This is a genomic window from Lacibacter sp. H375 (assembly GCF_037892425.1).
GTDB lineage: Bacteria > Bacteroidota > Bacteroidia > Chitinophagales > Chitinophagaceae > Lacibacter.
Genome location: NZ_JBBKTT010000001.1, coordinates 4,399,086 through 4,415,749 on the forward strand (window position 1 = coordinate 4,399,086; position 16,664 = coordinate 4,415,749).

Genomic DNA, 16,664 nt, shown 5'->3' on the forward strand with positions numbered 1-16,664 from the left:
TTAAAACACGAGTTTAAGTTTAGAGCCAAGCGAGAAATTAAACAAGCTTTCTTCAGGTGAAAAACCAACAGTAAATGACATCATAACCACACCATAGGGAACAAAATAAAATCCACCACCGTAAGCAGGATGCCATTTATTTGACTCTTCACCTTTGTGCCATACTCTACCCACCTCATAAAATCCCATTAACCCCACATCACCAGGAAGCACATATGATTTTGACTTAAATAACTTTAATCTCAATTCTGAACTTGCATAAGCAGTTGATGATCCTGAAAATCTGTTTTTCCTGTAACCTCTCAGGAAATTATGAGCGCCAATATTGAGTGCCTGAAAATATTCATAGTCCTTGCTGAAAATATGACCACCGCCTAACCGAAAGATTGCGCCTAATCTTCCCGGATCTCTAAAACTTGCATAGATGGTAACATCAGAGGTTAGCTTACTGAGGTTATGCGTGCCTTTTCTGAATCCATACATCGATGTAAATTCAGAAAACCACGTAATACCACGGGTAGGGAAAATTTCACTATTCACAAAATCGATATCGAACCTGGCTTTTGCCCCGAGATATTCTTTTACTCCATATATACTTGCAGAGTCCGTGCCAATTACATCGGGAGTTGCTAGTATTCGTTTGCTGTTATCTCTGAACTTGCTCCAGTATTGATAATAACTTGGACCAACAGAAATTGATACTATTTCATTGAATCTTTTACGAAGCAGCAGATCTGCTTCAAAATATCTGTAGCGTACCCTGTAAAATTCAATTGTCTTACTCTTCTCAAAAACAGTTTCATTACCAAGTCCAAAAAAGTTACTGATTGATGGGTTCACCAATTCGGCACGTATCAACAAATCATTTTTAAACAACACTTTATTAAACGTACCAACATATCTCAGTCGATACGCTCCCCTTGCTGGAGAAAAAAGCGTTGTGAGCTTTTGATCAGTTGCATAGGGATCTTTTCTGAAACCAAAAGTTCTTAATGCAAATCCTGCGCCAAGCAAAAGGCCATCTTCAGGATTAAAACCAATATCAATTTGAGGAAACCGTCTCCGGTTATACTGGAATTCAGTACCTCTGTATAAATTAATGGATGGGTCTGATGAAAACTCTCTGTTTGTTCTTTTTAAATTTATTGTGTGATTATCTTCTGTTTTAAGATCATATACAATGTTCTTTATGTTGCCTTTCAGATCAAATGTATCATTGCCCTTACCACCTATGATACGTAATTTAATTTTTGAGGAAACATCAGCATCTATTTCAAATTTGTCATCACCGTTCAACCCAAACAATCTTATTTCTTTTGTTACATCTTCTTTAAATATCCTGGTGAACATCACAGAAGCAGAATCGTTACCATCTTTTTTCTTATAGGCCGTAACCTGTAAACCTTCCGGATGATTTTTTACATGAAAAAATTCTGATTTACCACTGCCGGTTACAGTAACAACTTTTGAAATAAACCTGTAGTAAGTGATGGCATCATTAACAAGATGATCTCTTCGACTCTTTAATTTATCTGCAATGATCTTTCCATCCATTGCATAAATGGGTTCGGGAAAATTTTTAAGCGAATTGTCAATTACCTCATCTGTCATCTTTTGAGTGAAGTTTTCGCTGATCCTTCTCCAGGCCTTTTCGTCGAGGTTATTCATTAAAGTGCGGTCGAAATCTTTTGCCTGTGAATTAAACCCATTCACATTTTTGATAGTGCTTTTAAAACCTTGCAAAGCGGGGATCAACCTTTTTGATAATTTCCATAGCAGTACTCCATCCGAATTAAAAAAAGCCTGGTCTCTGTCTCTCGGAATAGGAAAGTACAGTTTGCCTTTGCCTGTATCAGAAGTACCAAATCTCCATTGGCGGCCATGCCTGTCAAAATCACCAATGAAAATGTCGAATAATCTAGCGTTCAATACTTTTTCCTGATCAACATGATGATCATTATCTTCCAGCATTTTATTGATCACTTTTGCGGTTGTCTTTACATCTTGTAACCCTGCGCCCGGGTTTCTGTTCTCAAGCATTACAACTGTATTAGCAAATAATTTTCTGTATCGTCCCAGTGCAGGATCATCGGGCACGTACAAAAATTCATATTCAGATGTAAGTACATCAACCGCTTTTCCCAGACCAGGCAACACCACCGGTCCATGAGGGTGACTTGCAGAAAGAACATCCTGTGCAATGAATTGGGCCAATGAATTTCTAAAATTGAAAGGCACTCCTTTTGTAAGATCTTTTTCTATTGATCTTATTACCCAGTTTGTTCCGTTTTTGTCTGTCATTTGAAGCGACCTGCTTTGGTTGCCTCCCCCTATGCCCTCTATCTTGAGTCCACCCTTTTCTTTTTGGATGTTAAATTCTCTCATCTTAATAGGCGTGTTCCATTCTTTACGATAGTTGTTACCCATGAACCATTTTCGGAAACCAGATGTTGTTTCGTATCGCTCACTCGCAGAAACCACCACGCTATCTTTATACTTATAATCAACCTCTCTGGTAATACTAGCTTCAAGTACAATTTTTTTGGAGAAATCAAGAATATGTTTTGAAAAATCAATCCTGGCAACATCATCTTCAACTACATACACATTTGCCTGCACATTCTTTTTATTTGAAACATCAAGCGTAATAAAACCCGGTTCTGAAGAGGCATATAAACTGTTACTTCCTTTTGATACCCGTGCATACTTATTACCACTTCCGCTGGTGATATAGTTATAACCGCTATCCTGTATGATCTGTAACGAAGGATCATGACCGCCTACATAAATTACATATGGATATGATTTTACAATTCGTTCGATCGATGTGATCATTGACTGATAAAGTGGATGGCGCAGATCTTGTTTTACACTAAGCACAGACTTTGTTATGGGATATAATGAACCTACAACCGGTAATGGGATGTACAAATTGGGCCGCACATCAGTTAAGGGAAACACATGTTGCTTCAATCTGAAATAAGCAGCTTTGGCACTTTTACTCCTGAACGTGTGATGTAATGCAAGCAGCACAACTTTGTTGCTATTGTCAGCAAGAATTTCATCCAGTTCAAGTAACACTTCAAATTGTGTTTTATAAGGGCAATCAGATTCAAGACCCGGTTTATCTTCATCATGCAACCACCATTGGCTATCCATAATTACCAATGTAACATCATCAGATACTTTTACTTCAACTGGTCCCGGGCAACCTTCACCGGGCAGCATTTTTATATTTTCATTTCCTGCTTTATCAATAACAGACTGCATTCTTAATACAGACTCGTAGCCTTCGGCGCCACCAAGCGACCATTCATTGTTACCGGGAATAAAAATAACTTTTGCTTTACTGTTTGCTGCGATCTGTATTTGTGAGTCAAGCGTTGCTTTAATACTTTCATAACCGGGTGAAGCATCATCTGGCAATCCGCCTTTTAAAAGATTATTCCCGAGATAAATGATGGTTGTTTTATCGTTGAACGGAATATTTTTTTTAACGGCATTGATCAATTGCCCGGCATTACCAATTAAAACGATCCTCGACTGTACACTATCCTGGGCTATAGCTGTTAACTGAAAAGCCAACGCACTTAAAAAAGCAAAGCTGATCTTTTTCATAACTTTCTCTTTTTATTCTTGATAACTAAAATGTTTGCACGGCCGTTGTCAACCAATTCGTTCGTAATGATCAGATCACCCCACGGTGTAAATGCAATACCTTCAGGTTGTGGATAAAGATCAGAGTCGAGTTCGTGTGTGGAAATAAGTTTTCCTTTCCTGTCGGCAACCAGTAATAACTTATTTATTGAAGCCAGAATATATAACTCATTTGTAACCGGATTAATGGCTGCCGCAGAAGGTCGTAACTTAATTTCCTTATCTGTATTTTCTGAAAAAGGCGGTATTAAATCAATTACTGAGTCCATCGGACTATATACGTTCGTGACAATATCATAGCCCCATATTGTTATCGGTTCATTAGCCTCTTTGTTACAGTCTTTGCACAACAGGATCAGCAGCTTCAAACTATCGTCATAATACATCGCCTCAAATTCGTTCTTCATTCCTTCGGGAAATGTTGAAACAGTTGTAAGGATAGAATCACTTGCTCCAAATTGAATGGTTTCAATATCTCCATTGCTGATCAACACATAAAATATACTGTCGTGTAAAACAAGATCTTCGTAATCCTTTTTCTTATCAAAACGCCAATCGGTGATCACATTTTTCTTATTAAGGAAAATTTTATAGAGTATCCCGGCTTCATCTTTAATTGCAAAAAGGGAACTGTCTTTTGGATAGAATACAATTCCCGAAACTTCGGCCAACGCATCCGGTAATTTTATTGTAACAGGATTTTCAAGATCGTAACGGGAGGAATCGGCTAAAGGCTTTTTATTTTTTTTTTTACCGGATTCGCAAGAGAATATTACAGGGGAAAAAATAAATGCAGCAATAAAAAGCCTGATTATTGACATATATAATAGTTGAAGCTGAATAGCAACCCAATCCTCCGGGAAAAATCCGAAAGAACAGGTTGCTAAAAGACTACTGCCAAAAAACGGGCCGTAGCTTACACAGAACCGTGAGTATGAAAAAAATCATCCCGATAATTCAATTTTCAACTCATTATGTGTGAGTGACATAACAGAGTTATTGCGAGGGAGACAACGTATGTGTGTCAGAAGCTAATATGAAGTTAACTGATTGTCGGTGATTTACCGCCGGCCGAACAATACAGCAAGTGGTTGGGCAATATTTTCCCCACTATATCTCTTTTAAAAAATAGCTGACGTTAAAATGCAATGAACAACAAAGGGCGTGGTATTTGCATTTCTAATTGTCTATTCTCAAACTTATGGTTCAAACAGCAAAAAAAAGTTTCAGGAAATCCCGGGCTGCCAGGATAATCCTGAAGTCAGTTCTATTTCTATTGCTGTTGATAGTGGCCGTGTTTCTGTTAATACTTACCCCACCGGCGCAACGACTTCTTACCACGAAAGTGGAGAACTATCTCGAGAAAAAATTGCTGACCACTGTTAAGATCGACAGAATATCATTTGACCTGGCAGGAAATATTTCGCTCAGAGATGTTTACCTGGAAGATCGCAGAAAAGATACATTGCTGAGTGGCGGAATGATAAAAGCTAAATTAAACTACGTGAAATTGTTCTCTAATGAGGTGAGAGTAAACAGCATTACCCTATCCGATGTTAACGGATCTTTTTACCGTGATGCAAAAGATTCAGCTTTCAATTTCCAATTCATCCTTAATGCATTTACATCAAAATCAAAATCAACCGATACAACGGCCGCACTTGTTGCTGATCTGGATATGATCCGTCTGTCGAACGTAAAGATCAATTACCGGGATGTTGTGGCCGGCAGTGCTATGTACATCAATGCAGGCGATTTGGAAACAGGGCTACATTCAAGAGATCTGTATAAGAATGATTTTGACATTCCCTTTGTTACCGGAAAAAACATTACTGTAGTTATTAAACAGATAAAAACCCTTGTTACACCAGAGCCATTAGGAAAAGATATTGCCGAAGCAGCTAAGACCATTCCAATGCACCTGCAAATTGGAAATGTTGATTTGCAAAATGTCAATTTCCGGTATGATAACGATGTGTCGGCTCTTCATTCCAATGTGGTTGTAGGAAAACTTCAGGCAAAACCTGAATTGATCGATCTGCAGCAACGCAAGATCTTTTTATCGGCATTTAATTTTGCTAATTCATCGGTGATTATTCGGTTGGATAAGAAAGAGCAGGCTGCTGTGCTGGTGCAGGAACTTGAACAGGAACTTGTAGCACAACAAAAGGCAGGCTGGAACATCCGTGCAGGCAAGATTGATCTGGATGAAAATAGTTTCCAGTTTGATAATAATACACAGGTTCGACAGGGTTATGGAATTGATTTTGCACACATGTTGAGCAAAGACCTGGTGCTAGGTATCAACGATTTTGTTTTCAACAACGATTCAATTGGCGGCACAATAACAAAAGGATCATTTTCCGATCAAAGCGGATTTGTACTGGATGAATTACATGGAACCATACTTTATGCACATAATGAGGCTTATGTAAATGGGCTGCTGATTAAAACACCCGGCAGCGAAATAAAACAGGGTGCTTCATTAAAATATACATCAAGAGATGAATTGGTTGATCATTTTAACCACACAGAAATGATTGCTGATATCGACAATAGCTATATTAAAGTAAAAGACATCTTATATTTTGCCCCGGCATTGCGAAAGGAAAAAGCTTTTGCTAACCCTGATGATACTTGGAGCATTCACCTGAAAGGCAAAGGAACACTCAACCGGATGATCGTAGATAATTTTCGTTTCAAGGGACTTTCAAATACACAGATCGATGCGAACGGAATACTAACAGGGCTAACCAGTCCAAAAATTTCCGGCGGAAATTTTACGATACGAAAACTTCACACGAATCAAACCGACATCAGCCTGTTCACCGGCAAACGTTTATCAACTGCAGAAATAAATATTCCGGAAGAATTTGATCTTAATGGAACGTTGTGGGGCAACGCAGGCGCTATACAAACAAATCTCAACATCAACAGTTCTGCAGGCGCTGCAAATGTAAATGGCCGGTTCACCAATATTGCAGATCCTGATCGTATGAGTTATAATGCACGGATACGAGCTACTGCATTAAATCTCGGATACATCTTGAAACAGCCGGAACAGTTAGGAACAATTACCGGCAATTTCAACGTTAAAGGACAAGGCACGAAAAAAGAAAATGCCAATGCTCAATTCTCAGCAATTATTAATTCGGCAGATTATAACAGATACCGGTACCGCAATGTACATCTCAATGGTACAATCGCAAATGCCGCATTTAATCTTCGTGCTGATATTGATGACCCAAATGCTGACCTTGATATTACAGTGAAAGGAAATATTTCCGGCAATTCATCTTATGAAATAACTGGAATGATTGACAGTGTGAAGACCCAGGCACTGCATCTCACACAAGGGCCGTTGATTGCCCGTGGTAAAATTGAAGGAACAATTTCGAATATAACATCGAATAATATTGATGCCGATCTGCTCATCAGTAAAGGATTATTTGTATCGGGCCCCCATCGTTTACCGCTTGATACAATACAAATTAAAAGTGGAAGTACTGATTCAGTAAACTACATATCCTTACGCAGCGATATTGCCAATGCCGATATTAGTGGTAAGTACCGGTTAAATGAATTGGGAGCTATCATAGAAAACAGCATTCACCCCTACTTCCGGATAGGCAATTCATCGAATGCAATGGCAACATCAGGGACGCATAATTTCAAATTTAATCTTGCGGTAAACTATTCGCCTGTATTTAATTCATTTATCCCGGGGCTTGAATCATTTAATAGTATAACCGCAGAAGGGAATTTTGTTGCAGGATCGGGGTTGAACGCTACCGCACAAATTCCTTTGTTGGTTTACCAGGGAAATGAATTTAATCAACTATACATCAAAGCCGCTTCTGTTGATACGGGTTTACAGATCAATGCCAACGCCGCCAGTATTAAAAACAAAACAGGGATGGCATTATACAATACACGTGTTGATGCAATTGCTTTGAATAATAATCTTCGCTTTATTGCTGCAACAGATGATCCTCTTGGCAAACCCAAATACCGTTTTGCCGGTGTAGTTACCTCCGCTCCTGGTGGTAATTACAGCATCAGTCTTAACCAGGATAATCTCTTGTTGAATTATGAAGTGTGGTCGGTTGCAGCGGGAAACCGAATAACGATCGGCCCCGATGTTATTACAGCAAATAATTTTGTATTGCGGAAAGATAACCAGCAATTAAGCATCAACAGTGCAGATATTAAAGCAGGTGCGCTTGATGTAAAATTTTCTCAATTCCGTTTATCTACCATTACCGCTTTTCTAAAAACAGATTCTTTACTTGCAGATGGTTTATTGAACGGAGACCTTGTTATAAGCAATCTCCTGCAAGTGCCTTCATTTACAGGTCGCTTAAAAGTTGAAAATTTCAGTATGCAAAAAGATACAATTGGAAATATCGATTTGCAAGTGACAACCGGGACAAATAACCGTCATAACACAAACGCCACCATCAGTGGTCGTGGAAATGATATAACCGTAACAGGATATTTCACACCTCGCAAAACCGATATCACAACAGATCTTACAGTGAACATCCGGCAACTGCAACTATCTACAATGGAAGGTGCGATGGCAAAAATTTTGGCAGACGCATCAGGGTCCGTTAATGGTACCGTGCAGATAAGAGGCAACCTCTATGATCCGGACATCACGGGAGATGTTGCATTTAACAACGCAAGTTTTATTCCCACATTACTTGGCACACGTTTTAAAATTAGTGATCAGAAATTAACGCTGGAAGGTGATGGCTTTGTGTTCGACAATTTCCTGATCCAGGATTCTTCCGGCAGCAGCCTGGTATTAAATGGAAAAGCACTCACCAATAACTTTATAAATTATGAACTTGACCTGCATGTAGCATCCACAAATTTCCAGGTACTGAATACAGTGAAAGGACCTGACAAACTTTACTACGGTAAATTAAATGTAACAACCGATATCCGCATTCTTGGTACTGAAGCCAAACCAAGAGCAGACGGACGAATAACAGTAAATGATGGCACAGCATTAAGTTTTGTAATACCACAGGTAGACCAGGGAACTGCACAACGAAACGGCATCGTTGAATTTGTTGATATGGATGCACCGGAAAATGATTCGCTTTTTCTTGCCTCGTATGATTCTCTCAATTACAGCAGTATTTTAGGATTTGATGTAACAACCACCATCGAAATAAAAAAAGAAGCCGTCTTCAATGTGATCATTGACGAAGCAAATGGTGATTTGTTGAATGTGCAGGGTGAAGCCCAGTTAAGTGCAGGAATTGATCCGAGTGGTAAAATAACATTGGCTGGCAACTATGTACTCGATAAAGGTTCGTACCAATTGGCATTTAATTTTTTGCGCCGTCGTTTTGATATTCAAAAGGGAAGCAATATTATATGGACGGGTGAACCAACAACAGCGCAACTTGACATCAATGCCATTTATGTTGCCAATACGGCTCCTCTTGATCTCGTTTCATCGCAACTAACATCAGAGGTAAACCGAAACATCTATTTGCAGAAATTGCCATTTGAGGTAAAACTTACGCTTACCGGTGAACTATTGAAACCTGTTATTGATTTTGATATTGATCTTCCGGAAAAAAACTACGGTGTATCCAACGATATTGTAACTGCTGTGCAGTCACGGCTTCGGATCATCCGCCAGGATGAGGGAGAAATCAACAAACAGGTTTTTTCTCTATTGCTATTAAACCGCTTTGTTGGTGAAAATCCTTTTGAATCAGAAAGTGATGCCTTCAGCTTTAATACCTATGCCCGGCAAAGTGTAAGCAAGTTACTTACCGAACAATTGAACCGGTTAGCAGCAGGATTGGTGGGTGGAGTTGATATCAACTTCGATGTTGTATCCACTGATGATTACACAACAGGCGCCCGCCAGGGACGAACAGATCTAAATATTGGATTGAGTAAACGACTCTTGAGTAACAGGCTTAAAATAACTGTTGGCAGCAACTTCCAGCTAGAAGGTCCACAAAACAGTAATCAGCAGAGCACTAATATAGCAGGTAATGTAGCAGCCGATTACCAGATCAGCCAGGATGGCCGTTATGCTTTACGTTTCTACCGGCAGAATGAATACCAGGGCATCGTTGACGGATATATTATTGAAACCGGCTTGAGTTTTATTTTTTCAGTGGATTATGAACGCTTCATGCAAATTCTACGCAGGAAAAAAAACCGGCAGGTTACGAATCCTCAAAATGCCAATAGATTATGATAAAACGGTCTTACTTATTTCTGGTTATATTTTGCTCCATCATTTTTTTAGTTGGATGCCGGGGCACCCGTCACCTACCCGATAATGATAAACTATATATTGGTGCAGATGTAACAGTGAATGGTCCATCATTAACTTCCCGACAAAAAAAATCATTGAAGAAAAGTTTAGAAGGTTTATCACGCCCCAAACCAAACAGTTCAATTTTAGGGCTGCGTCCAAAACTCAGCATCTATAACATGTTCCGCAATGCTAAAAAAGGAATATTTAAAAATATTCGTGAGAAACATGGTGAACCTCCTGTATTAGCAAGCGGATTAGATCTTTCTTCCAATATCAGATCACTGGAAAATTATATGGTGAATAAAGGTTGGTTTCATGGCAAAGTAACCGCCGATACCGTTGTAAGAAGAAAGACGATGAAAGCAATTTACAAAGCGGAAACCGGCGTGCAATACAAGATCAACCAGGTTGAGTTTCCTTCTGACAGTAGTAACGTTTCACAAGCAATTCGATTAACCGTACCAAACACATTATTACAACCAGGCCAACCATTTGATATTGATGTGATCAAAGCCGAGCGTCAACGTATTGATGCCTCTCTGAAAGAAAAGGGATTTTATTTTTTTAACGCTGACCATTTATTGATTCGTACAGACAGTACCATCGGCAATCATTTAGTGAATATGTATGTGGTTGTAAAAAGAGAAACTCCTGCTGCAGCACGTGATATCTACCGCATCAACAAAGTATATATCTACACTGGCTTCCGACTTGATGCCGATCGCCTTGATACATTGAAAACAATGGGTGAGTATTATAAGGGATATTATATAGTGGACCGTCGTAAAAAGTACCGGCCGTTTCTGTTTGAAGAAACAATGCAGTTTCAGCCCGGCGAAATTTACAGCCGCAGCGATCACAACCAAACATTGAACAGGCTTATCAATCTTAACCTTTTCAAATTTGTAAAGAACAGGTTTGAACCGGTACCGGGTATAGATTCACCAAAGCTTGATGCGTATTATTATCTTACCCCGCAACCTAAACAATCGTTGCGGGCTGAAGTTGCATTGATCAGCCGATCAAATAACCTTAATGGTTCGCAGATCAACCTCAGTTACTTTAACCGAAACATCAGAGGTAACGGCTCTCAGTTGCAAATCACCGGTTATATTGGATCGGATGTTCAGTTCAGTGGTACCTTCAGAGGTTACAACACATATCGTGTAGGTGGTGAAATTGCTTACGTTGTACCTCGTTTTTCTATTCCATTCATAAAGATCAAACATAGTGGACCATATGCACCACGTACCAATTTTAAATTAGGGTATGATATCCTTAACAGGCAAAAATTATACACACTCAATTCATATCGTGCCGAGTATGGCTTTACCTGGAAAAAAGATCTGCAACGTGTGCATGAGTTCTTCCCTATTTCCATTGCTTATGCAGAACCTTTAAATGTAACAGATGAGTACAAAGTATTGCAGGCAAGTATTCCGGGACTCGAAAGAGCAATTGAACCGCAATTCATTTTAGGAAGCCGTTATCAATTTATTTATAATCAACTTGCAAATAATGTGCAGCCAAAATCTGCCTGGTACTTTAGTGGTATAGCCGATCTTTCAGGAAACATAGCAGGACTTATTACTGGCGCAAATATTAAGAAAGGCGACACCGTGAGATTTGGAACAGTTCCTTTTTCGCAATATGTTCAGGTTGGTGCTGATGTGCGACATTACCTGCGTGTTGGATTAAAATCAACATGGGTGAATCGTGTTGATATTGGTATTGGCATACCTTACGGCAACTCCGTTCAGGTGCCATATGTAAAACAATTTTTCGTTGGAGGTAATAATAGCTTACGTGGTTTTAGAAGTCGTTCAGTAGGACCCGGTACTTATTTTCCTGTGAATGCAAATCAGGTTATTCCTGATCAGACAGGCGATATAAAACTCGAATTGAATTCAGAGTTTCGTCCACATATTGCCGGGCCTTTATATGGGGCGATATTTATTGATGCCGGAAATATCTGGCTTGTAAATGATTCAACACATACCGATAAACCTGGTTCGCAATTCAGCGGCAAATTCTTAAGTCAAATGGCTGTTGATGTGGGCTTAGGGTTGCGATTGGATATTACGTTGTTTGTAATAAGATTAGATGCAGGTTTCCCCATCCGGAAGCCATGGTTTATACCGCCTTCAGTAATAAACCAGGTGAATTTAACAAGCAGGGATTGGCGCAGGCAGAATCTGGTATTTAACCTGGCTATCGGGTATCCATTTTAAAACACAATCATTTTTTCATTCCGTTTCTCACATATGAAACTCACCTCCCTAACGGGGAGCAGTACCCTGCATTTCTTTTCGTTTACCTTTGTAACGTCATTTAATGTTTACTTGTAAACACATCCCAAAAGATGAGCACTGAACTATTCAGATCGCATTTAGAAAAATTTATTGAACTGAACGAAGCCGAATTCGTCGGCATTTCATCGTTTTTCAAAGTTGCCAATTTTAAAAAGAAAGAGAACCTGCTTGTTGAGGGGCAAATCTGCAAATCGCATTATTTTGTCTTGAAAGGTTGCCTGCGAAAATTTTTTATCAATGAAAAAGGTGTTGAACAAACAACTGAGTTTGCAATAGAAAACTGGTGGATGACCGATAACATGGCCTATGAACACAAACGGCCTACTGAATTTTATATACAGGCAGTAGAACATTCAGAAGTTCTGATGATCGATAGTTCTTCACAGGAAAAAATGTTAGCAGAGTATCCAAAAATGGAACGCTATTTCCGCTTTATCTACCAACGGGCTTTCGCCGCATCGCAAATGAGATTTAAATATCAGCATGAATTTTCAAAAGAAAATTCCTACCTGCATTTTTGCAAGGCCCACCCCCAATTTGTGCAACGTATCCCGCAATATTTGGTCGCTTCTTTCCTTGGCTTTACGCCTGAATATTTAAGTGAGCTTAGACATAAATTCCGTTCTTAAACCAGTTTAAGTTTTATCCGTTTTCTGTTTTGCAACTTTGTTTTCTAATTTAAAACAGAGACAAATGGAAAAAAGGGTAAACATTCATGAAGCAGAACCGCAGGCATACAAGGCTATGTTTGCACTGGAGGGTTATTTGGCATCAAGTCAACTTTCTAAAACACATAAGGAATTGATTAAGATCAGAGCTTCGCAGATCAATGGCTGTGCTTATTGTATCGACATGCACACAAAAGATGCACTGAAGAACGGTGAAACTATTCAACGTATTTTTTTATTGAGTACATGGCGTGAAACAAATTTGTTCACAGAAGAAGAAAAAGCTGTGTTGGCCATTACAGAAGAGGTTACATTGATCCACAATCAGGGCTTATCTGATAAAACCTATCAACAAGCCATAGCAGTTCTGGATAAAAACTACATTGCCCAAACGATTGTGGCAGTGGCAACCATTAATGCGTGGAACAGGATCGCCATCAGCACACAAATGGAACCGGGAAAATAAAATGATTTCATAATTCCGTTGTAGCAGTAAATTCATTCGTACAATCCAGCAAATAGAAAGAGCCAACAGTATTGGCTCTTTCTATCACAAATTTCTTCCGTACACTCCTTATTTACTTGTAAGCGAATTTTTATTCGCATGAACAATACTCGCCAGCAACCTACCCTGTGGCGCTTCCTTTGAACTGTAATAAAGATAGATGGTGCCATTGCCCAATTTTTCCTGTGAATCAAGTATTTCTTTTACGGCCACGGTAATGGCAAAGTTTTTTCCTTCGCTGTTATCAAACTCCCAACGCTTTACAGTTTTTTGATCTGAATTTTTCAGTTCGAGTATGCGGCTTTTACCCGCCATACCGCAATGATAATATTTCACTTTCAATTCGCTTTTGCTGTGGGCGGCTGTGAGCTGGATATTCTTCAACTGTTTCATCTCCTGGTTGAACTGCTGCAATACCAGTTTATTATCAATATAAATTTCGAACCCCTCCCCGCCCATTGGTGTTACGAACGAGTAAATAAAAGAGCTGGCTGCAACCAGGAATACCATTACAAATAACTGTTTCGCTTTCATAACTATTAATTTAAAAAATGATATAGATAAATGAACAGTGTAAAGTTGTGAAAGCTTTAATCGCTCTGCTAATTCGTTTGACCAATGGGCTGTGTTGCTTGATGTAATGCAGAACCTGACTTTTTTGGATGAATTACTTCGATCAAGTAGCTTTATCTAAATTCAACATTTGTTTCTCATGAATTGGTACAATATAAAAAATATCGATACGATTGATTCGCCTGCCTTGCTTCTGTACAAAGAACGTATTCAACAAAACATCGACCATGCAATTAACATGATCAAAGATGTTGAACTTCTTCGTCCGCATGTAAAGACAAATAAAACTTCTGAAGTATGTGCGATGATGATGGCGGCAGGTATTACAAAATTCAAATGCGCCACCATTGCCGAAGCAGAAATGCTGGCCATGCTGAATGCAAAAGATGTGCTGCTGGCTTATCAACCCGTTGGACCAAAAGCAAAACGGCTATTATCATTGGTGCAGCAATATCCGCAATCCATATTCGGTTGTGTTGTTGATAATATTGATACAACAAAGGCTTTATCAGACCTGTTTACTGCCAACAACATAACCATTAACATATTTATTGATCTCAACACAGGCATGAACAGAAGCGGCGTTAAACCGTCAAACGCTTTTGGGTTAGCTGAACAATTGATTTCATTATCCGGTATTCAGTTCAGAGGCCTGCATGCATACGATGGTCACTTGAGAGATACTGATCTTGAACTACGTCAACAAAAAAGCAATACAGCATTTGATGAAGTGCTTACACTGGCAACACAAATTGAAAAACTCACCAACAAGCCAACAACGATTATTGCGGGTGGCTCTCCTACTTTCCCAACTCACATTAAACGAAATATTGAGTGCAGCCCGGGCACATTTGTTTATTGGGACTGGGGTTACAAACACCAGGTGCCTGATGAGCCGTTTGATTATGCCGCACTTGTTTTAACAAGAGTAATTTCTATTATTGATGAGCAAACCATCACTACAGATCTTGGACATAAATCAGTTGCAGCAGAAAATCCATTACCAAGAGTTCATTTTTTGAATGCGCCTAATGCTATACCCTACTCGCAAAGCGAAGAACATTTGGTATTGAAGGTTGCAGATAGTAACACATTCAAAGTGGGCGATGTTTTGTACGGCGTGCCCGTTCATATATGTCCAACGGTTGCGTTGTATGACAAAGCGGTTGTTGTTGAAAACAATGAAGCCATAACAACATGGAAGGTTGTAGCAAGAGACCGTGCAATAAATGTATAGCAATTACATCAACTCGTTTACTGATTTGCAGACGATAGCAGTTTCTTATACTTACCTGAAACTACAAACAGGATAATGAGCAAAAGCAATGCTGTAAAAAAGATAACACTCAACATTACATTGTAATAAACGATCGCAACCAAACAAACTGTTGACAATATCAAAGCCATGATGGGAAAATAAGGATAAAGCGGTGCTTTAAATGGCCGTTCAAGCATTGGCTCTTTCTTCCGCAATACAAATAAACTTATCATGCTGGTGATATACATCACAATTGCACCAAGCACAGAAAAAATGATCAGCTCATTTGTCTTACCTGAAACAATAGCAATAATACCAATGATGGCACCAACAATCAATGCCCTGTGTGGTGTTTGAAAACGTGAATTCAGTTTTGCCAAACCTGAAGGCAGATAATTTTCTCTTGCCAATGAAAACAACTGTCTTGAATAAGTAAGAATGATGCTGTGAAACGAAGCGATCAATCCAAACAAACCAATACCGGCAAACAGTTTTGTGAGCTGGTTCTCCTTTCCCAATGCAATGCTAACTGATTCAGGCAACACATAATCGATGGTTGTTAATTTTTCCCAATCTGTAAGTCCACCAGTAAGGATCATTACACCCAATGCCAGCACTACCAGAGTTGCAATACCAGCCATATATCCTTTAGGAATCGTTCGTTTGGGATCTTTGGTTTCTTCAGCCACCATCGATACACCTTCAATAGCGAGATATAACCACATAGCAAAGGGCAATGCCGCAAATACACCTGCCCAACCAAATGGCATACTGTTGTGCATAAAATTTTTCAGTTGAAAATGCGGCGCAACAATACCCATAAAAAACAGTAATTCGATCACTGCCAACAAGGTTACCAGCAATGTAAACAAAGCCGATTCTTTTATACCCAGCATATTGATGGCAGTAAACAACACATAACAGCCAATGGCCGTGTACATCACATTCATCGATGGATATAAGAAATGGATATAACTACCCAGTGCATAAGCAATAGCAGGTGTTGCAAATAAAAACTCAATGAGTGTAGCATAACCGGCAATCAATCCGCCCAATGGACCAAGTGCTTTATAAGCATATGTAAACGGACCGCCTGCATTAGGAATAGCTGTAGTAAGTTCAGTAAAGCTGAAAATAAAGGTGACGTACAGCACCGTTACAGCAATTGTTGCAATGAGCATACCTACTGTTCCACCGGCTGCCCACCCGTAATTCCAGCCGAAATATTCACCGGAAATAACCAGGCCTACAGCAATAGCCCATAAATGAATTGCTGTAAGTGCTTTTTTTAACACGGGTTGTTTTGTTGCCATAGTTGTGTCATGGGTGTTTTCAAAAATAACTTTTCTTATCATTCATTGCAGGATAGTAACGAAGAACAATTTATTGAGTG

General features: G+C 39.2%; 9 protein-coding genes. 5 read left to right on the plus strand and 4 right to left on the minus strand.

Annotated features, from left to right (window positions below):
- Complete coding sequence (locus WG954_RS18835; protein WP_340438386.1) at nt 1-3,618, minus strand: BamA/TamA family outer membrane protein; 3,618 nt, start codon at nt 3,616-3,618, stop codon at nt 1-3.
- Entirely contained in the window at nt 3,615-4,478 is an 864-nt protein-coding gene (locus tag WG954_RS18840) for an SdiA-regulated domain-containing protein (protein WP_340438387.1), read from the minus strand. The genes WG954_RS18835 and WG954_RS18840 overlap by 4 nt, the downstream gene beginning before the upstream one ends.
- A 380-nt stretch (nt 4,479-4,858) precedes the next feature.
- Here WG954_RS18840 and WG954_RS18845 point away from each other — a divergent pair, with 380 nt between their 5' ends.
- From WG954_RS18845 to WG954_RS18860, 4 genes are all read left to right on the plus strand, one after another.
- Nucleotides 4,859-9,892, plus strand: a complete 5,034-nt coding sequence (locus WG954_RS18845; RefSeq protein WP_445298462.1) for a translocation/assembly module TamB domain-containing protein — start codon at nt 4,859-4,861, stop codon at nt 9,890-9,892.
- A complete protein-coding gene (gene tamL, locus WG954_RS18850; RefSeq protein ID WP_340438389.1) occupies nt 9,889-12,186 on the plus strand; it encodes a translocation and assembly module lipoprotein TamL in 2,298 nt (765 codons plus the stop codon). Before WG954_RS18845 ends, tamL begins: the two co-directional genes overlap by 4 nt.
- Nucleotides 12,187-12,317: 131 nt before the next feature.
- Entirely contained in the window at nt 12,318-12,896 is a 579-nt protein-coding gene (locus WG954_RS18855; RefSeq protein WP_340438391.1) for a Crp/Fnr family transcriptional regulator, read from the plus strand.
- Between the two features lie 64 nt (nt 12,897-12,960).
- A complete protein-coding gene (locus WG954_RS18860; RefSeq protein ID WP_340438393.1) occupies nt 12,961-13,401 on the plus strand; it encodes a carboxymuconolactone decarboxylase family protein in 441 nt (146 codons plus the stop codon).
- Between the two features lie 108 nt (nt 13,402-13,509).
- On the opposite strand, the gene WG954_RS18865 is transcribed toward WG954_RS18860, so the two are convergent.
- Nucleotides 13,510-13,974, minus strand: a complete 465-nt coding sequence (locus WG954_RS18865; RefSeq protein ID WP_340438394.1) for a hypothetical protein — start codon at nt 13,972-13,974, stop codon at nt 13,510-13,512.
- Nucleotides 13,975-14,152: 178 nt separating this feature from the next.
- Between WG954_RS18865 and WG954_RS18870 the strand changes: the two genes are divergently transcribed.
- On the plus strand, nt 14,153-15,250 hold the full coding sequence (locus WG954_RS18870; RefSeq protein WP_340438395.1) for a D-TA family PLP-dependent enzyme: 1,098 nt from the start codon (nt 14,153-14,155) through the stop codon (nt 15,248-15,250).
- A gap of 17 nt (nt 15,251-15,267) precedes the next feature.
- Here WG954_RS18870 and eat read toward each other — a convergent pair whose 3' ends face one another.
- A complete protein-coding gene (gene eat / locus WG954_RS18875; RefSeq protein WP_340438396.1) occupies nt 15,268-16,584 on the minus strand; it encodes an ethanolamine permease in 1,317 nt (438 codons plus the stop codon).
- Nucleotides 16,585-16,664 lie beyond the last annotated feature (80 nt).